13 protein-coding genes and 1 riboswitch are annotated in these 17,594 nt (G+C 62.3%); of the genes, 9 read left to right on the top strand and 4 right to left on the bottom strand.

Features of this window, described 5'->3' with window-relative positions; genetic code table 11:
• The first annotated feature begins 33 nt into the window (after positions 1–33).
• The 3 genes from ACFPN2_RS01410 to ACFPN2_RS01400 are packed head-to-tail and all read left to right on the top strand — an operon-like array spanning position 34 to position 4,894.
• A complete protein-coding gene (locus tag ACFPN2_RS01410) occupies positions 34–912 on the top strand; it encodes a carbohydrate ABC transporter permease (RefSeq protein WP_380594229.1) in 879 nt (292 codons plus the stop codon).
• Positions 909–1,730: a carbohydrate ABC transporter permease gene (locus tag ACFPN2_RS01405; protein ID WP_380594227.1), complete on the top strand. Its 822-nt coding sequence runs from the start codon at positions 909–911 to the stop codon at positions 1,728–1,730. Before ACFPN2_RS01410 ends, ACFPN2_RS01405 begins: the two co-directional genes overlap by 4 nt.
• The gene (locus tag ACFPN2_RS01400; protein ID WP_380594225.1) at positions 1,727–4,894 is read left to right on the top strand and encodes a discoidin domain-containing protein; all 3,168 of its coding nucleotides are present in this window, start codon (positions 1,727–1,729) and stop codon (positions 4,892–4,894) included. The genes ACFPN2_RS01405 and ACFPN2_RS01400 overlap by 4 nt, the downstream gene beginning before the upstream one ends.
• Before the next feature lie 5 nt (positions 4,895–4,899).
• Here the strand turns inward: ACFPN2_RS01400 and ACFPN2_RS01395 are convergent, their stop codons facing one another.
• On the bottom strand, positions 4,900–6,255 hold the full coding sequence (locus tag ACFPN2_RS01395; RefSeq protein WP_380594223.1) for a GH1 family beta-glucosidase: 1,356 nt from the start codon (positions 6,253–6,255) through the stop codon (positions 4,900–4,902).
• A 29-nt stretch (positions 6,256–6,284) separates the two neighbouring features.
• Here ACFPN2_RS01395 and ACFPN2_RS01390 point away from each other — a divergent pair, with 29 nt between their 5' ends.
• Complete coding sequence (locus tag ACFPN2_RS01390; RefSeq protein WP_380594221.1) at positions 6,285–7,385, top strand: ABC transporter ATP-binding protein; 1,101 nt, start codon at positions 6,285–6,287, stop codon at positions 7,383–7,385.
• Positions 7,386–7,481: 96 nt separating this feature from the next.
• Here the strand turns inward: ACFPN2_RS01390 and ACFPN2_RS01385 are convergent, their stop codons facing one another.
• Positions 7,482–8,744 (bottom strand): serine hydroxymethyltransferase, encoded by a 1,263-nt coding sequence (locus ACFPN2_RS01385; protein ID WP_380594219.1) that lies wholly within the window; start codon positions 8,742–8,744, stop codon positions 7,482–7,484.
• Between the two features lie 24 nt (positions 8,745–8,768).
• A riboswitch (ZMP/ZTP riboswitch) is annotated at positions 8,769–8,861 on the bottom strand.
• Between the two features lie 110 nt (positions 8,862–8,971).
• Here ACFPN2_RS01385 and ACFPN2_RS01380 point away from each other — a divergent pair.
• The 4 genes from ACFPN2_RS01380 (at position 8,972) to ACFPN2_RS01365 (ending at position 13,805) form a co-directional block, all read left to right on the top strand.
• Positions 8,972–9,841, top strand: a complete 870-nt coding sequence (locus ACFPN2_RS01380) for a MaoC/PaaZ C-terminal domain-containing protein (RefSeq protein WP_380594217.1) — start codon at positions 8,972–8,974, stop codon at positions 9,839–9,841.
• 20 nt (positions 9,842–9,861) lie between these two features.
• Positions 9,862–10,665, top strand: a complete 804-nt coding sequence (locus ACFPN2_RS01375) for an SAM hydrolase/SAM-dependent halogenase family protein (protein WP_380594215.1) — start codon at positions 9,862–9,864, stop codon at positions 10,663–10,665.
• 162 nt (positions 10,666–10,827) lie between these two features.
• The gene (locus ACFPN2_RS01370) at positions 10,828–11,052 is read left to right on the top strand and encodes a hypothetical protein (RefSeq protein WP_380594213.1); all 225 of its coding nucleotides are present in this window, start codon (positions 10,828–10,830) and stop codon (positions 11,050–11,052) included.
• Between the two features lie 134 nt (positions 11,053–11,186).
• On the top strand, positions 11,187–13,805 hold the full coding sequence (locus ACFPN2_RS01365; protein ID WP_380594211.1) for a bifunctional aspartate kinase/diaminopimelate decarboxylase: 2,619 nt from the start codon (positions 11,187–11,189) through the stop codon (positions 13,803–13,805).
• 3 nt (positions 13,806–13,808) lie between these two features.
• On the opposite strand, the gene ACFPN2_RS01360 is transcribed toward ACFPN2_RS01365, so the two are convergent.
• Positions 13,809–16,313, bottom strand: a complete 2,505-nt coding sequence (locus tag ACFPN2_RS01360; RefSeq protein WP_380594209.1) for a protein kinase domain-containing protein — start codon at positions 16,311–16,313, stop codon at positions 13,809–13,811.
• A 160-nt stretch (positions 16,314–16,473) separates the two neighbouring features.
• Positions 16,474–16,998 (bottom strand): EF-hand domain-containing protein, encoded by a 525-nt coding sequence (locus ACFPN2_RS01355; RefSeq protein ID WP_380594207.1) that lies wholly within the window; start codon positions 16,996–16,998, stop codon positions 16,474–16,476.
• 188 nt (positions 16,999–17,186) lie between these two features.
• On the opposite strand from ACFPN2_RS01355, the gene ACFPN2_RS01350 reads away from it, so the two are divergent.
• Positions 17,187–17,579 carry a CopL family metal-binding regulatory protein gene (locus ACFPN2_RS01350; protein ID WP_380594205.1) on the top strand — a complete coding sequence of 131 codons (393 nt, stop codon included), beginning with the start codon at positions 17,187–17,189 and terminating at the stop codon, positions 17,577–17,579.
• Positions 17,580–17,594: the final 15 nt, after the last annotated feature.

Below are 17,594 nucleotides of genomic sequence, written 5' to 3'. Positions count from 1 at the left end.
CGGGAGGGGGATCAATTTTTTGGTAGAGCTGCGATGAAGCGTTCCATGGCGGCGTGGTGGTTCGTGGGGCCGGCACTGATCGTGCTGGGGGTGTTCTTTTTCGTGCCGGTGATCGGCGCGCTGTTCATGAGCTTGACGGACTTCGATCTGTACGCGCTCAGTGACTGGCGCAATCTGCGGTTCATCGGCTTCCACAACTACGTGACGTTGTTGCAGGACCCGCTGTTCTGGAAGTCGTTGTGGAATACGTTGTACTTCGTCGTGCTCGGCGTGCCGTTGTCGATCGGCACCTCGTTGGGCGCGGCGCTGTTGGTGAATTCCAAACTGGGGCGGTTCCGCGGCTTCTTTCGAACGGTCTATTTCGCGCCGGTCGTGACCACGCTGGTGGCGGTGGCGGTCGTGTGGCGCTACATCTTTCACACGCGCTACGGCTTTTTGAATTATGCATTGAGCGGCCTCGGCATCGGGCCCATCGACTGGATGGGCGATCCGCATTGGGCCATGCCCGCGATCGTCATTCTCGCGGTGTGGAAGAACTTCGGCTACAACATGATCATCCTGCTGGCAGCGCTGCAGAACATTCCCGAAGATCTCTACGAAGCGGCGCGCATCGACGGCGCGTCGGGTTGGCAGGTGTTTCGGCACATCACGATTCCGGGGATCGCGCCGGTGCTATTGCTGGTCAGCATCCTCACGATGACGGGTTACTTCCAGCTGTTCGCCGAGCCGTATGTGATGACGGAAGGCGGGCCGCTGCAGAGTACGCTCAGCGTGCTGTATTTCATGTACGAAGAGGGCTTCAAGTGGTGGAGCCTGGGCCGCGCCTCGGCGGTGGCGTTCCTGTTGTTCGTGCTGATGTTCCTGGTGACGGCGTTTCAGTTGCGTCTCGGTCGGCAGCGAGGTGATCGATGAAGCGCAGAGGACCGGCGATCATCGTCAACACGCTGCTCATCGTGGGCGCCGTGCTGACGGCGTTTCCGCTGCTATGGATGCTGTCCGTGTCGTTCATGCCGACGGGGGCTGCAAGCACGTATCCGCCGCCGTTGCTGCCGGCGTCGCCGACGCTGGATAACTATCGACAGTTGTTCGCCAATCACAACGCCGGTCGCTACATGTTGAACAGCGCCATCGTCGCGAGCCTGGCGACGGTGATCGCGCTGGTACTCAACACGATGGCGGGCTACGCGTTCGCCAAGCTTCGGTTCAAAGGCCGCGAGCGCATCTTCCAGACCTTGCTCGGCGCGCTGGTCATTCCGGCGCAGGTCACGATGATTCCGCTGTTTGCGCTGGTGAAGCAGATGGGCCTGATCAGCACGTATGGCGGCGTGATCGTGCCGTCGCTCGCGAGCGTGTTCGGCATCTTCCTGATCCGCCAGTACGCGTTGTCGCTGCCCGATGAACTGCTCGAGGCGGCGCGCATCGATGGCGCGAGCGAGGGGAAAATTTTCTGGTCGCTGGTCGTGCCGCTCCTGCAGCCCATCCTCGTGACGCTCGCGATTCTCACGTTCCTCGCGACCTGGAATGACTTCATGTGGCCGCTGATCGTGCTGACCGATCAGAAGCTGCACACGCTGCCGGTGGCACTCGCGGGGTTGTCACGAGAGCACGTGCAGGACAATGAGTTGATGATGGCGGGCGCGGTGATCACGGTGTTGCCGGTGCTGGCGCTGTTCCTGGCGCTGCAGCGGTATTACATCGCCGGCATCCTGGCGGGGAGTGTGAAGGGATGAGGGCTCTGTGCTGGGTAGCGCTGTTGTGGCCGATGTTCGCATTCGCGGCGGAAGAGGTACCTCAATTGCAAGTCCGCTCTCTGGATGAGATGGAGAACGCTGCCGAGTGGAAGTCGCTGGCGTCCGATGGCGTCGATGCCTCGGTGCATAACGCCAAGGGTGTCGAAGGCAACGCGCTCGTATTGGAGTACAACCTCAACAACACCGCAGGCTACGCCGTGGCGACTCGCAAGTTGCCGGTGGAGCTCCCCGATGATTACGAGATCTCGTTCTGGATGCGCGGCGAGGCCGGGCGCAATCATTTCGAGGTGAAGTTCGTCGATGCCTCGGGCGATAACGTCTGGTGGTTCCGACGCCCGAATTTCGAGGTATCCGGCGACTGGCAGCAGATCCGGATCAAGCGTCGCCAGATCGAATTCGCCTGGGGCCCGACCAGCGATCGCACGCTGAAATCCTTCGCGGGCATCGAGTTCGTGGTCGCGGCCGGCAAGGATGGCGGCAAGGGCAACCTGTGGTTCGATCGATTGTCGCTCAAGCCCATCCATAAGTCGTCTCAAGTCGCCAAGCCCACGGTAACGGCGTCGTCCCAAGAGGGCAACAACGTCGCTGCGCGTGTCCTCGATGGCCAGGCGAAGACGGCGTGGCAGAGCGATGCGAGCGGCAACGATCAAACATTACAGATCGACTTGCAGGCGGTGCAGGAGTTCGGCGGGTTGGAGATCGACTGGGCGCCGCAGTTGTATGCGCAGCGTTACAGCATCGAGCTGTCGATCGACGGCAAGACCTGGAACAAGGTGCGCACGATTGAAGCGGGCAACGGCGGTCGTGACTCGCATCTGCTGCCGGAGTCGGAAGCCCGATACATTCGCCTGACGATGCCGAAGCCCGGGCGGGCGGTTGGTATCTCAGAGCTCCATGTGCGGGACCTGCAGTTCGGCGCCTCGCCGAATGCCTTCATCGAATCGTTGGCGAAGGACTCACGGCGGGGTTGTTATCCGCGGGCGTACTACAACGAGCAAACGTATTGGACGATCATCGGTGTCGATGGCGATACCGAGGAGAGCATGCTGTCGGAGGATGGCGCGCTCGAAGTGCGTAAAGGCAGCTTCTCCATCGAGCCCTTCGTGCGGGTTCGCGACAAATGGATCACCTGGGCGGATGTTTCGATCAAGCACTCGTTGGCCGACGACTATCTCCCGATTCCGACCGTCGATTGGAAACATTCCGACGTGCTGCTGTCGACGACGGCGTACAGCATCGGCGAGCCGGGCAAAGGGCGCACTGAGGCGGTTTATACGATTCGCAATCCCACCAAGAGTCGGCGTCAATACACGCTCGCGCTCACGGTGCGGCCGTTTCAGGTGAATCCGCCGGCTCAATTCCTGAACACCGCCGGTGGTGTGAGCCCCATTCGAGAGCTGGCGTTCGAGAACGGCGCCGTGAGCGTCGACAAGGTGGCGAGTGTGTTCCCGCGAACGGCTCCGCAATCTTTCCGTGCGGTGACCTTGGCGGCCGATACGCCGTGCGATTGGCTCGCGGCACCTGGCGGTCCGACGAGAATCATCGATGAGGCGGGCTTCGCGTCGGGTGCGTTGACGTACACGCTGGATCTGTCGGCGGGCGAGAGTCGAGACATCATCCTGGATCTGCCGCAGCACGTTGGCGAACCGCGCAGCGAAGGTAGTATCGGCGAGCGGCAGAAGCAGCTCGCGACCAGTTCGCAAGCGCCGAAGACCAAGGCCGAGGTTGAGCAGCAGTGGCGCGAGAAGCTGAATCGTGTCGAGCTGATTCTGCCGAAGGCCCACCAGGAGCTTTACGATACGCTGCGAACGGCGCTCGCTCACGTGCTCATCAATCGCGATGGCCCGGCCATTCAGCCCGGCTCTCGTTCGTACGAGCGCTCGTGGATTCGTGACGGCGCGATGACGTCGGAAATGCTCCTGCGCATGGGGCACGAGGAGGTCGCAAAGGAATTCCTCGCGTGGTACGCGCCGTATCAGTTCGCGAACGGCAAGGTGCCGTGTTGTGTCGATCGTCGCGGCGCCGACCCGGTGCCAGAGAACGACAGCGGCGGTGAGTTCCTGTTCCTGATCGATGAGATCTACCGTTACACCGGCGATGAAGAGCTGTTGCGCTCCATGTGGCCGGCGGTCGTCAAGGCGGTCGAGTACATGGACAAGCTGCGTCTCTCCGAGCGCACGCCAGAAAATCAGAAGGGCGAGCGCGCGGCGTTCTACGGGGTGATGCCGGCGTCCATCAGTCACGAAGGCTACTCGGCGAAGCCCATGCATTCGTACTGGGACAACTTCTGGGCGCTGGGCGGCTATGAAGCGTCGATCCGCATCGCTCGCGCGCTCAAAGAAAAGAAACAAATGTATGCGTTCATCGAGTCGCGCGATCAGTTCCGCTCGGATCTGTATCGCTCACTCAACACCGCTATGCGCATGCACAAGATCGACTATCTGCCGGGCGCGGCCGAGCTCGGAGATTTCGACGCGACGTCAACGACGATTGCGCTCGCGCCGGTGGGCGAGACGCAGATGCTGCCGCCGAACGAGTTGCACGCAACCTTCGAGCGCTACTGGAAACAGTTTGTCGAACGGCGCACCGACACCAGCTGGGATGCCTACACACCGTACGAATGGCGCAATCTCGGCGCGTTCATTCGCCTGCGCTGGCGTGAGCGAGGCGAGGAGCTGATTGAGTTCTTCATGAACGATCGCCGCCCGAAGGAATGGAACCAGTGGGCGGAAGTCATCGGTCGCGAGCCGCGCAAGAGTCGTTTCATCGGCGATATGCCGCATGGCTGGGTCGCCTCCGACTACGGACGCTCCTTGCTCGATATGTTCGCGTACGAACGGCCGGCCGATGAGACCCTGGTGCTGATGGCCGGTGTGCCCGAAGCCTGGACTCAGAAGGAAGGCTTCGAGGTGCGTAACCTGCGCACGCCGTTCGGCCCGCTGACTTACTCGCTGAAGATCGACGACGATCAGGCCACGCTACACATCGAGCCGCTGAAGCAAATGCCGGTGGGCGGTATCGCGGTCTCCTGGCCCGGCGAGGCGCCGCCCAAGAATCATTCGATCAAGAAGGGCTTCGCGCGCTGGCTCGGCACCGATCTGCGCGTCAGCGAGCTGCCGTTCACCATCGTCTTCCCACGATGAGATCGCTACTCCACCAGCGCCGCGCCGTTGGTGGCGATCACCTTCGAGTAGAAGTGCGCGCTCGTCTTGAGCGTGCGCTTCAGCGTCTCGTAGTTCATATGAACCAGGCCGAAGCGTTTGGAGAAGCCGAACGCCCACTCGAAGTTGTCGAACAGCGACCAGGCGAAGTAACCCCGAATGTCCGCGCCGCGTTGGATGGCGGTGTGGACGGCGGTGATGTGCTTGCGCAGGTAGTCGACCCGCAGCGGATCTTCGAGCACGGGGCCTTCGACCTGCGGCGGATCGAAGAAACAAGCGCCGTTCTCGGTGATGTACACCGGCGGGTTGCCGTACTTGTCCCTGATCCACAGCAACGTGTCGACCAGGCCCTGGGGAAAGACTTCCCAGCCGGTCTCCATGTGGGTGTGCTGCTTTTGTTTCACCGTCGTGGACTTGAGCGGCCACGCGGTGGGATCGGAGCGAACGACGGCACGCGTGTAGTAGTTCACGCCGACGTAGTCGATCGGTTGCTTGATCAGTTTGAGATCGGCCTCCGGCCATTTCGGGCAAGCGTCGCCGAACACTTCGTGCAGTTCTTCGGGATACGAGCCGAGCAGGGCGGGCTCGAGATATTGCCGGTTCATGTACGCCTCGGCACGTCGCGTCGCTGCCAGGTCCGCGTCGGATTGAGACGCCGGATATTTGGGCTCGATGTTCACGACCAGGCCGATCTGGTTGCGCCCCACCGCGCGGTACGCCTGTACCGCCGCGCCATGCGCCATCATGAGATGATGCGCGGCCCGCGGCGCTTCAAAAATATTGCGATGGCCGGGCGCCAGCACACCATGCATGTAGCCGCCATCGGCGACGACCCAGGGCTCGTTCAAGGTCGTCCAGTATTTGACGCGGTCGTCCAGCCGACGGAACACGACGTTGGCGTACTCGGCGAACCAGTGCGCGATGTCACGATTCAACCAGCCGCCGCGATCGTCCAATGCGGCCGGCAGATCCCAATGAAACAAGGTCACCATGGGTTGAATGCCGCGCGACAGGAGCCGGTCGACCAGCCGCTCGTAGAAGTCGAGGCCGGCGGCGTTGACGCGCCCGGTGCCCTCGGGCAACACCCGGCCCCAGGCGATGCTGAAACGATACGAATTCAAGCCCAGCGACTGCATCAGATCGACGTCGCTTTCCCAACGCCGATAATGATCGCAGGTAACATCGCCGGTATCGCCGTCCTGCACGCGACCGGGCGTGTGCGAGAAGCGGTGCCACACACTCGGCCCCGCGCCGTCGGCGAGTGGCGAGCCTTCGATCTGATATGCGGAGGTGGCGCAGCCCCACAGGAAATCCTTGGGGAAGTGAATGCTGGGCTTGGTCATGGTCGGAGTGTAGAGGAGCGCGGGCGAGCGTGGCAGCAGTAAAACTAAAAGCCGTACGTAAGGTTTACAGCAACGGCCATGTCGGCGTCGACAGCGCCACGTTCGATATCGCCGATGGCGAGCTGCTGGTGCTGGTCGGGCCGTCCGGCTGCGGCAAGAGCACGCTGCTGCGTCTGATCGCCGGGCTGGAGGAGGCGACCAGCGGCTCCATCCACATCGGCGAGCGCGATGTGACTTCCCTGGAGCCGCGCGATCGGGATATCGCGATGGTGTTCCAGAGCTATGCCCTGTATCCGCATATGACGGTGCGGGAGAACCTCGGGTTCGGATTGAAGCTGCGCGGTCATTCGGAGGCGGAAGTTGCGGAGCGGGTCAAGGCTGCGGCCGACCGGCTCGAGCTGGAGTCCATGCTCGATCGACTACCGAAGCAATTGTCGGGTGGGCAGCGTCAGCGCGTCGCTCTCGGGCGGGCGCTGGTTCGGCATCCCAAAGTGTTTCTGCTGGATGAGCCTTTATCGAATCTGGATGCGAAGCTGCGCTCGGCCATGCGGACCGAGATTGCCCGGCTGCATCGGTCGCTGAAGACGACCATGGTGTACGTGACCCACGATCAGGTCGAGGCAATGACGTTGGGTCAACGCATCGTGGTGCTCGATCGAGGCATCGTGCAGCAGATCGACACTCCGATGAACATTTATGAGCGGCCGGTGAATTTGTTTGTCGCCGGCTTTCTGGGCAATCCCGCGATGAATTTCTTTCGCGGCTCGCTGGATGCCGGTGGCACGGTGTTGAAGGGCGAGGGCGCCGATCTGTCTGTTCCTCCGGGGTTGCCTGCGGGAAAGCCCATTGTGGTGGGCATCCGGCCGGAAGACTTGCAGCGGGTCGATGGGGCGAGTCCGCCAGGAAACATTCGCCTGGCCGTGCTGGTCGATCTCATTGAGACGGTCGGCAACGAGTCGTTCATTCACGCGAGCGCCGGGGCGTGGCGGATCATTGTGAGATCGTCGCCGTATCATCTGCCGCCGCTGGGATCGACGATCACCTTGCAGGTGGCGCCGGATCGATTGCACTTCTTCGATTCCGATAGCGGGGTTCGGATTGGGCTCGGTGGGGCGGCGTCTGGCGGTTGAGAGCTAACCGGACCGGAGCCCAGCGGGCGTCGCTTCGACGCCGCTGGGCTCGTTCCGTACCAGCGCGGCGCTATGAAAATAAAATCTGCGGCTGCGTTATGAGTCGAGGCCGGGCACCGGGAATTGCTTGCACAGCACTTTCACTTCCTCGTGAATAGCCTCCAGTCTCTTCTGATCGGCCGACGCACGCAGTGCCTGCACGATCCAGCCGGCGACTTGTTTCATCTGCGGCTCTTTCATCCCGCGCGTCGTCAGCGCCGGCGTTCCTAACCGAACGCCGCTCGGCTTCAACGGCGGGCGCGGGTCATCCGGAATCACTTGTTTATTGACCGTGAGCCCTGCCAGATCCAGCGCCGTCTCCGCGACGCGGCCATCGATGTCAAACGATTGCACGGTATTGATCACGATCAAATGATTTTCCGTGCCGCCAGTGACGAGCGTGCAGCCGTGATTCAATAGTTCTTCGGCCAGCACGCGGGCATTGAGCAGCACCTGCGAAGCGTAGGCTTTGAAAGCAGGCTCGGCGGCGAGCTTTAAAGTCACTGCGATGCCCGCGACCGCATTCATGTGCGGCCCACCCTGCATGCCAGGAAAAACCGCCGAATCGATCTTCTGCGCCAGCGACGCCTTGCTCAAAATCATTCCGCCGCGCGGGCCCCGAAGGGACTTGTGCGTCGTGGTCGTCATCACATCGAAACCCGAATCGAGCGGATTCGAAAGCGCGCCGCCGGCGATCAAACCGCCGACGTGGGATACGTCCGCCATGCAGAGCGCGCCGACGGCATCGCCGATCGCCCGAAAGCGCGCATAGTCGACCTCACGCGGATAAGACGAGTGACCGCAAAGAACGATTTTCGGTTTCACCTCGCGCGCAGTGGCGAGCACGGCGTCGTAATCGATGTGACCATCCGATCCCACGGTTTTATAGCGAACGAAATTAAAGATGCGCCCCATGCACGACACCGGTGCACCGTGCGTGAGATGCCCGCCGTGTGAAAGATCCATCGCGAGCACCGTGTCGCCCGGCGCAAGGCAAGCGAAATACACCGCTTGATTCATCGGCGAGCCGCTGAGCGGCTGAACGTTCGCATGCTCGGCGCGAAACAAACGCCTGGCGCGTTCGACGGCGAGCGATTCGATGCGGTCGGTGAATTGTTGGCCGCCGTAGTAGCGGCGGCCCGGGTAGCCTTCGGCGTATTTGTTGGCGAAGACCGAGCCGTTAGTGGCGTAAACCTCGGGGAAGGCGTAGTTCTCGGACGGAATCAGCTCGAGGCCTTCGCGTTGGCGGCGTTCCTCGCCGAGCACGGCATCGAACACGTCGGGATCGGACGATCGCAACAAGTCGAACGAGATCTGCATAGCGGCGCTCCTGTGAAGGGTGGACTTGGTTGCCCAGGCGAGCGGCCGCGGCAGGGAGGATCCCTGCACGCATGCTTCCCGATGGTTGTTCCATCTACGCCAGTCACATGCGCGGAGCCGATGCTACGCCATCGATTTGTTCTTCTGCAAGCTGGCACCGTGGCGTCGTGCGAATGTTTCGGGGACAATCCTCGCAAGCAACGCACTCGACGAGTTAGGGAGCAACCATGCCGATCGACTACGCCAGGATCAAGAGCATTCAGTTCGAGGCCGTGCGCCACACCTACACGCGGCGCGACACGATGCTGTATGCGCTCGGCTTGGGGGTGGGCGCGGACGATCCGACCGATGCGAGCGATCTCAAATACGTTTATGAGAAATCGCTGGTCGCGCTGCCGATGCAAGCGGTGACGCTCGCGGCGGTGCCGATGCTGCTGGCGGATCCGGCATTCGGCATCAACTACAAATTGTTATTGCACGCCGAGCAGACGCTGGTCATGCACAAGCCGCTGCCGATCGAAGGCACGGTCAGCGGTGAGTTCTGCATCGATGAGATTTACGACAAGGGCAAGGAGAAGGGCGCGATCATGTACATGACGCGCAAGATCTTCGATACCGCCTCCGGCGATCTGATCGCGACCATGGGCAACGTGGCGTTCCTGCGCGGCGATGGTGGATTCGGCGGCAAGAGCGAAGGTGCGCCGAAGCCGCGTGCGGTGCCTGCGGATCGCCCGGCGGATCGCTCAGTCACGATGAGGAGCCCGCTCAACCAGGCGTTGGTCTATCGGCTCTCGGGCGATTACAACCCTTTGCACAGCGATCCGGAGATTGCGGGGGTGGCCGGTTTCAAGAAGCCCATCCTGCACGGACTGTGTCATTACGGCATGGCGGGGCGCGCGTTGATCAAGACGCTGTGCGGCGACGATCCGTCGCGATTGCTGAAACTCGATACGCGCTTCACCAGTCCCGTTTATCCTGGCGAGACGTTGCGAGTGGACCTCTGGAACATCAGTGGCGGTGACGCGTCATTCCGGGTAGTCGCGAGCGAACGCAACGTCATCGTGCAAGACTTCGGTCGCTGCGAATATCGCAACTGAACTCGAGACGACTCATCATCATGTTCTCAGCCTGCGGCGTCATTACGCTCACCACCGACTTCGGTCCCCAAGGGCCGTTCGTTGCCACCATGAAGGGACGCATCCTGGCGCGGCTGCCGGAGGCGCGCATCATCGACGTGACGCACGACGTGCCGGTGTACTGGCCGGCGGAGGCGGGCTTCTGGCTGGCGCGGGCCTATGGCTACTTCCCCGAAGGCTCGGTGCATGTGGCGGTGGTCGATCCGGGCGTCGGCACGAAGCGGGATATCGTGGCGGTCGTCGCCAATGGGCATGCCTTTCTCGCGCCGGACAACGGGCTGCTCGCGCCCATCGTGACCAAAGTGCCGACGGCCAAGATCTATCGGTTCGATGCGGCTCATGCGGGCGTTAAGTTCAAGCTGCCGGCGGCCAGCGCCACCTTTCATGGCCGCGACATTTTCGCGCCGCTGGCAGCCGAGATCGCCGGGCGGCGGGCCCAGCCGGCCGACCTGGGTCCGGAAACTCACGACATCGTGCCTTCCTGGGTGGACGAGCCCACGGTCGCCGCCGATCAGGTGGCGGGGGTGGTCATCACCACCGATCATTTCGGCAACCTGATCACAAATATCGACGGCACTTTGATCGAGTCTTTCCGCCGTCCCATGGTCAAAACCGGCGGTCACAGCTTTGCCCTCAGACGCACCTACGGCGACGTGAGCCCGGGCGAGTTCCTGGCCCTCGTCAACTCCTTCGGCGTCGTCGAAATCGCCCGAGCCGAGCAGAGCGCGGCCGAGGCGCTGGGGTTGGGGCGGGGGGCTCCGGTCGTCGTCAGCAACGGCATTTAACCTCAGTCCAGCGCGGCGCACCCCGGACTTGCCGGGGCGAACTATTTGAAGTGCCTGTCCTCCAAGCCATTGAAAACCGCCGCGACTCGTATATAGTCCGCAGGCTTCCGGCCCCGCCGGTTACCGATCTGGTTGATTTGGCTGGATTTTTCAGGAAAGCCCATGGTGGAGAGAGACGACGATCACTTCGATATCGATGATGACTTCGTGGCGGAGAGCGACGAGGACTCGAATTACGAGAAGTTCATCGATTCGGGCGCCCGACGTGCCCGCCCCAACGCCAACGCCGCGGCGAAAAAAGGTAAAGCAGCCTGGAGCAAACTCGAGGATGTCCTGGCTGACCGGCGCTTGAAGAAAGAACTGAACGATTTCGAGGAAGAGGGATAGTAAGGTGCCGCGTTAGCCACTCTGGCTACCGCCCCTGCAGCTGACCTTTCCGGCAAGCTCTCGAGGCCGGAGCCAGGATGGTGCGCGCTGGCCCGCGACCCCGATCCATCCACACACTCTAGAAGAGCTTACAAATGACGATGGCTGATTCCACGCCCGCGGCGTCGCCGTGGGTGGTGCTCAAGTTTGGTGGCACCAGTGTTTCCTCGGTCGCCAACTGGAAAAACATCGCGGCCGTGGTCCGCGACCGGCTGGCCGAAGGGCTGCGTCCGGTAATCGTTCACTCTGCGCTCTCCGGCATTACCGATCGTCTCGAGCAATTGCTCGCGATCTCGCTCGACAGCCACAACACGCTGGGCAACGAAGCGCAGGCGGTGATGAATCAGATCGAGCAGCGCCATCGCGATCTGGCGCGCGATCTCGGGGTCACGCCCAGTCCGGATCTGGAAGAACAGTTCAAACGATTGCGACAGATCGCGGCCGGCATCGCGCTGGTCGGCGAAGTGAGCGAACGCCTGCGGGCTCGCGTCATGGCGCAGGGCGAGTTGATGGCGACGCGTCTCGGCGCTGCGTTCCTCGCGGCTCAAGGTCTGGATGTGCAATGGGTCGATGCGCGCACGGTGTTGAAGGCCGAGCAGCGTCGTAACGCGAATCTGCGTTCGAGCTATCTGTCGGCCACTTGTAACTTCGAGCCCGATCTCGAATTGCAGCGTCGTTGGTCGTCGCAGGGCACGGTGTTCATCTCGCAGGGCTTCATAGCAAGCGACGAGCAGGGCGACACGGTGCTGTTAGGGCGCGGCGGTTCCGACACATCGGGCAGCTACTTCGCAGCGAAACTCGGTGCGCGTCGTCTGGAAATCTGGACCGACGTCCCGGGCATGTTCAGCGCGAACCCGCGCTCCGTGCCGACGGCTCGTTTGCTTCGCGCGCTCGAATACGATGAAGCGCAGGAAATCGCGAGCAGCGGTGCGAAGGTTCTGCATCCCCGCTGCATCATGCCGGTGAAGCAATACGGCATTCCGCTGTATGTCTATGCGACGCAGACGCCCAAGCTCGAAGGCACCGTGATCACGACGCACGGTGGCAACGTTGCCGCGCAGGTGAAGGCGGTCACGATCAAGAAGAACATCACGCTGGTGTCGATGGAGACCGTCGGCATGTGGCATTCGGTGGGCTTCCTCGCCGATGCGTTCCAGGTGTTCAAGGATCATGGCTTGTCGATCGATCTGGTGTCGACGTCGGAGACCAGCGTCACCGTGTCGCTCGATCCGGCCGCGAATACGCTGGATAAGGTCACGCTCGATGCGCTCGTCGTGGATCTCGGCAAGCTGTGCCGGGTCGAAGTCATCGGCCCGTGCGCCGCGGTCAGCCTGGTCGGAAGAAACATTCGCGCCATCCTGCACCGGTTGGGCGATGCGCTCGAGCTGTTCGAAGAGCAGAAGATTTATCTGGTGACGCAGGCCGCCAACGATCTGAACATCACGTTCGTGGTGGAAGAGGAGCAGGGCGATCGCCTGGTCTCGCGGCTGCACGACATCGCGATCCAGAAGATGACGGCGGATCGCGTGCTCGGCCCGACCTGGGAAGAGCTGTACGGCCCGAAGGACAAGGCTGCGATCGATCTGAAGCAGTGGTGGCACGACCGGCGCAACGATCTGCTGGCGTTGGGGCGTGAGCATGGCGCGGCGTTCGTCTACGACCGTGCGACGCTGACCGCCAAGGCGAAGGCACTGCGTGCGTTGCCGGGCATCGAGGGCGTGTTCTACGCGCTGAAAGCCAACTGGCATCCGGAAATCCTGAAGCTGTTCGCCGAGCAAGGCCTGGGCTTCGAGTGCGTGTCTCGTTTCGAAGTCGAGCACGTGATGAAGACCCTGCCGACGCTCGACAAGAAGAAAATTCTGTTCACGCCGAATTTCGCGCCGCGCGCGGAATACGAGTGGGGCGTGCAACAGGGTATCTGGGTGACGCTCGATAACTTGCATCCGCTCAAGGCGTGGCCGGAAGTGTTCAAGGGCCGCGATGTGTTCATCCGCATCGACACCGGTTATGGCCGCGGTCATCACGACAAGGTGCGCACGGCGGGCGTGCATTCGAAGTTCGGCGTGCCGTTGTTTGAAATGGACGAGCTCGAGCGTCTGGTGAAGGCGTCGGGCGCACGCGTGGTCGGCCTGCATGCGCATACCGGCAGCGGCGTGTTCACGGTCGATAATTGGAAGTCGGTGGGTGACACGCTCACGGCGCTCACTCAGCGCTTCAAGGATGTGCGAATCGTCGATCTGGGCGGCGGCCTCGGTGTGCCGGAGCGTCTGGGACAGCAGGGCGTGAAGCTCTCTGAGTTCGGCGAGACGCTGGCGGCGCTGAAGGCCGCGCATCCGAAGCTGACGCTGTGGATCGAGCCGGGCCGTTATCTGGTGGCCGAAGCCGGCGTGCTGCTCGCTCAAGTGACGCAGCTGAAGGGCAAGGGTGAAGTGAACTACGTCGGCGTTGCGACGGGCATGAACTCACTCATTCGCCCGGCGCTGTACGGCGCGCATCATGAGATCGTGAATCTCACTCGTATCGACGATCTCGCGACCGAGGTGTTCAACGTCGTCGGTCCGATCTGCGAGTCGGGCGATCAGCTGGGCAACGATCGCCTGCTGCCGCCGACGCAGGAAGGCGACGTGCTCTTGATCGCGACGGCGGGCGCGTATGGACGGGCGATGAGCTCGACGTACAACCTGCGCGAGCCGGCGATCGAGGTGCTGATCTAACGGTCAGCTGACGTCCCGAAGCAGCTGCCTCGCCTGATCGGTGAGGCGCTGCACGTCCTTGCCGATGACCGGGTCCTTGGTGAGCTCCTGCAGGCGCGTGACGCTGGATTGCAGATAGGCCGTGGCGTCACGCCGATGTTCCTGGCCGAGCATCGCGTGCGCTTTACCGAGACGGAAATTCGTCATGCCTGGAAGCATGCGAATCTCGGCGATGTCGGTCGGTTTCGCAGGCGGCGCTTCGTTGACCAGCTGCAGCGCCCGATTCAAATGGGTCAGCGCCATCTCGGGCTGACCTTTCAGCAGATAACTGTCCCCGAGATGATTCAGCACGTACGCGACGGCGAGCGAGGCTTGCTCGTTGGCGGGATCGACCACCTGTAAATGCTCGACGCGCTCCAGTGCGAGCTTGATCGGCTCCAGCGCCAGATCGGGCTTGTTCAGGTTGTTGTAAACCTCGCCGAGATTGACGGCCGCGAAGGCTGCGCCTCGGAGTGCGGCCGCATCGCCCGGGCTCTCCCGGGCAATTTGCTCGATGTACTGCGATGCCTTTAAGTAATGCGGGAATGCCGACTCGTATTGTTGCGAGCGTACGTAGGCGAAGCCGATGCGGCTCTGAATGAGCGCGATATCGAAGCGTGTGCCGATATCGTTGGGCTGCTCCCGCTCCAGACGCTCGAACGTTTCTTGTGCCGAGTGCAGCGACTCGAGCGCTCGCGGCAGATCGATCGTGCTCAGATTCGTTCCGAGCAACATGTGCGCGGCTCCCGCGAGTCGGTGATCGGAGCTCCTGACGCCGGGCATGGCAACGAGCTTGGTGCCGACCTCGATGGCGGATTCCGCCAGCGCGATCGCTTCATCGAGCTTGCTCTGCGCGCCCAGCAGCTCGCTCAACGAGATATAACTCCGCAGTAACGCGGCCAGGTCTTCCACCGTCTGACTCTGCTCAGCAACCTGTTTGCGCAAGCGTAAGGCATGACGATAGCTTTGCACGGCGCCTTCGGTGTCGCCGAGGTTGGCGCCCAGGTAATCGCCCTGGACATCGCCGAAGCGCAGATACGCCTGCGCCAGCTCACGCTTGAACTCCAGTGAGTCCTGCGATTCGCTCTCCAGCGCGGCGATATGTTTCAGAGAGTTCTCGACCAGCAGCTTGCGGACTTCAGTGGCGCCGGGCAGGTTGACTGCCGCGTCGTAGACGTCGCGCAAATAGGTGTTGGTGAGCTTCCGAATCTCGGCCAGGTGACGCTCGGCACGTGCGCGCTCCGAACGCGCGACGTGCGCTTGCCAAGCGGTGGTGACGACGCCGGTGACGATCGCCACAGCAAACAAACTGATGGCAACCGTCGCGGCTTTGTGTCGCATCACCAGCTTGCGCGTGCGATACATGGGGTGGGCCGGATGCGCGTGCACCGGAAAGCCCCGCTGATAGCGATGTAAATCTTCCGCAAGGTGCTCCGCGGAGCCGTAACGATCCTCGGGCTCCTTCGCGAGCGCCTTCATCACAATGGCGTCGAGATCGCCACGCAGCTGTCGGGCGATGCGACGATACGCAGGCACATTGTTTTCTGCGGCGGCGATGCTGGGCAGGCGAGGTTGACGATCGCCCATCGCCGCGGCTGCTTCCCAACCGAACAACTCGGCCGGCACCTCGAAAGGCAAGGTGCCCGCGAGCAATTTGTAGAGCAGCACGCCGAGCGAATAAACATCACTCGTCGTGGTGATTGGTTCGCCGCGTATCTGTTCCGGGCTCGCATACGCCGGCGTGAGCGCCACGACCTGATTGACCATGGTGTGAGAAGGATCGCTGGATGCGTTGAGCAGCTTGGCGATGCCAAAGTCCAGCAGCTTCACCACGCCGCTCTGAGTCACGAGGATGTTGCCGCCTTTGAGGTCGCCGTGAACCATCAGATGCTGGTGCACGTAACGGACGGCGCCGCACAGGGTGCGGACCAGATCGAGGCGCGAGGTGATGCTCAGCTCGCGCTGTTCGCAATAGGCGTCGATGGGCTGACCCTCGACGTACTCCATGACCAGATAGGGCGCGCCGGTCTCGGTGACGCCGCCATCGAGCAGTTGCGCGATGTTTGGATGACTCAACTGGGCGAGCATCTGACGCTCGTCGCGCAGCCGTTGTAGCAGACTGTGCGTGTCGAGGCCCGGACGCAGCAGCTTGATCGCGACTTCTTTGTAGTACTGATCGTCGTCGCGGGCCGCCTTGTACACGTGGCTCATGCCGCCGCGGCCGAGCTCGCTGACGATGCGATAGTTGCCGAGGCGACGGCCCTGCCAATTCAGCGGCTCGAACGAGTCGGCGAGGCCGGCCCGTTCGACGGCGGGGCGTTCGATGAAACCGAGGCTGCTCTCGTGAGCGTCGAGCAGCGAGCGGACCTGGGCGAGCAATTCGATATCGTTGCCGCAGGACCGATCGAGGAATGCCGAGCGTTCGGCCGTGGGGTGTTCCAGTGCCGAGGAAAACAGGTCCTTGATCTGATGCCAGCGTTCGAGTTGCATTGACGCCGGATTGTAACAATCCTGACGTGGCCGAACGCGGCCAAAGCTCACAAACTCAAGGGGTTCGGCGTCAAGAAAACCGGCAGAGAGGCGGTCTCGCGGAGCCCGGCCGGGCGGGATCGCCCGGCCATGGGCTCGATGGAGCCATTCCTACCGACGGCTATTCGTCGCTCGCCATCATGGAGCGTTGGCCCTCGCGCACTTCCTGCGCCGTCAACGTTCCGTCGCCGTCCGTATCCATCTTGCTGAACATCTGCTTGGCACCGGCAGCGTGCTCGGCGGCGCTCAGCTTGCCGTCGTTATTGGTGTCCATCTTCGCGATCTTTTCTTCCGAGGACATCATCTTGGGCATGGACTTACCCGTGCCGCTCGGATCGTAGGCCTTCTTGTCGGCCATCTTGTCCTCGGTCGGACCGCTCTCGGTGCGTGCCGTCGCATGACCTTTGTCCATCATCGACGCGTGCATGGCGTCCATTTCCTGGGCGGTGACGAAGCCGTCCTTGTTGGTGTCCATCTTGGAGAACATTTCCTTGGCGCCGGCGTCGTGCTCGGCGGCGGTAATCTTGCCGTCGCCGTTCTTGTCCATCATTTTCATGTGATCGTCTTTGCCGCCGCCGGCCAGCGCGACTCCGCACAGAATGCTGGCAACGGCGACGGGAATGAGCCTTGAAGAGAAGGATTTCATGGGGAAGCTCCCTAAGCCTCGAGTACCCATTCAACGTAGCGGCCAAACTCAAGTTCCGGGCCGGTGACAGGCTCGGGCGGCGGCCTTCAGCAACGTCCGACGTGCTGTAAGACGCGTCATTCGCTGAATGACCTGGACTTAATGCCCGCGCGATTGCGCGCTGCAGGCGCGGCCTGTACTCTCGCGCCGTGCGTAGATTTTGCTGGCAACGCTGGACCCCGATTTTCCTGCTGATGGCTCGTCTGGTCATCGGCGAGTTGGGTCATGCCATGCCGATGGCGGCGATGTCGCCGCTCGAGCCCACGACGGTCGGGATGGCTGGCGATCCGGCCTGCGCCGAGCACGATAGTGGCGGCATGGCACATCAGGACGATGTTTCCAACGATGCCGGTACTCACTCCGGCGGCGAGCACGACTGCTGTAAATCCGGCGACTGCGAGTGCCCGTGCCTGCATCTGCCTTGCGTGGCGCTCGATGCGGCCGTCTTGAGTCCTGTCTCGCTTGCCTTGCTCAGCATTCCGCACGGTGCTGAGACCGTCACGTCCCTTCGTCCCTCCAGGCTATTCCGACCTCCCGCCTGATTCTCTTGGCCGATG

Origin of the sequence: Steroidobacter flavus (assembly GCF_042651805.1) — a bacterium.
In the GTDB taxonomy this organism is placed as follows: domain Bacteria; phylum Pseudomonadota; class Gammaproteobacteria; order Steroidobacterales; family Steroidobacteraceae; genus Steroidobacter; species Steroidobacter flavus.
The sequence above is the reverse complement of the archived record's forward strand: the minus strand, read 5'-3'. Positions and strand labels throughout refer to the sequence as shown.

Bases quoted from the DNA above. Each gene is read 5' to 3' on its own strand.
- ACFPN2_RS01395 (WP_380594223.1), bottom strand. From the start codon at position 6,255: ATGACCAAGCCCAGCATTCACTTCCCCAAGGATTTCCTGTGGGGCTGC.
- ACFPN2_RS01405 (WP_380594227.1), top strand. From the start codon at position 909: ATGAAGCGCAGAGGACCGGCGATCATCGTCAACACGCTGCTCATCGTG.
- ACFPN2_RS01360 (WP_380594209.1), bottom strand. From the start codon at position 16,313: ATGCAACTCGAACGCTGGCATCAGATCAAGGACCTGTTTTCCTCGGCA.
- ACFPN2_RS01400 (WP_380594225.1), top strand. From the start codon at position 1,727: ATGAGGGCTCTGTGCTGGGTAGCGCTGTTGTGGCCGATGTTCGCATTC.
- ACFPN2_RS01380 (WP_380594217.1), top strand. From the start codon at position 8,972: ATGCCGATCGACTACGCCAGGATCAAGAGCATTCAGTTCGAGGCCGTG.
- ACFPN2_RS01355 (WP_380594207.1), bottom strand. From the start codon at position 16,998: ATGAAATCCTTCTCTTCAAGGCTCATTCCCGTCGCCGTTGCCAGCATT.
- ACFPN2_RS01365 (WP_380594211.1), top strand. From the start codon at position 11,187: ATGACGATGGCTGATTCCACGCCCGCGGCGTCGCCGTGGGTGGTGCTC.
- ACFPN2_RS01385 (WP_380594219.1), bottom strand. From the start codon at position 8,744: ATGCAGATCTCGTTCGACTTGTTGCGATCGTCCGATCCCGACGTGTTC.
- ACFPN2_RS01375 (WP_380594215.1), top strand. From the start codon at position 9,862: ATGTTCTCAGCCTGCGGCGTCATTACGCTCACCACCGACTTCGGTCCC.
- ACFPN2_RS01410 (WP_380594229.1), top strand. From the start codon at position 34: ATGAAGCGTTCCATGGCGGCGTGGTGGTTCGTGGGGCCGGCACTGATC.
- ACFPN2_RS01370 (WP_380594213.1), top strand. From the start codon at position 10,828: ATGGTGGAGAGAGACGACGATCACTTCGATATCGATGATGACTTCGTG.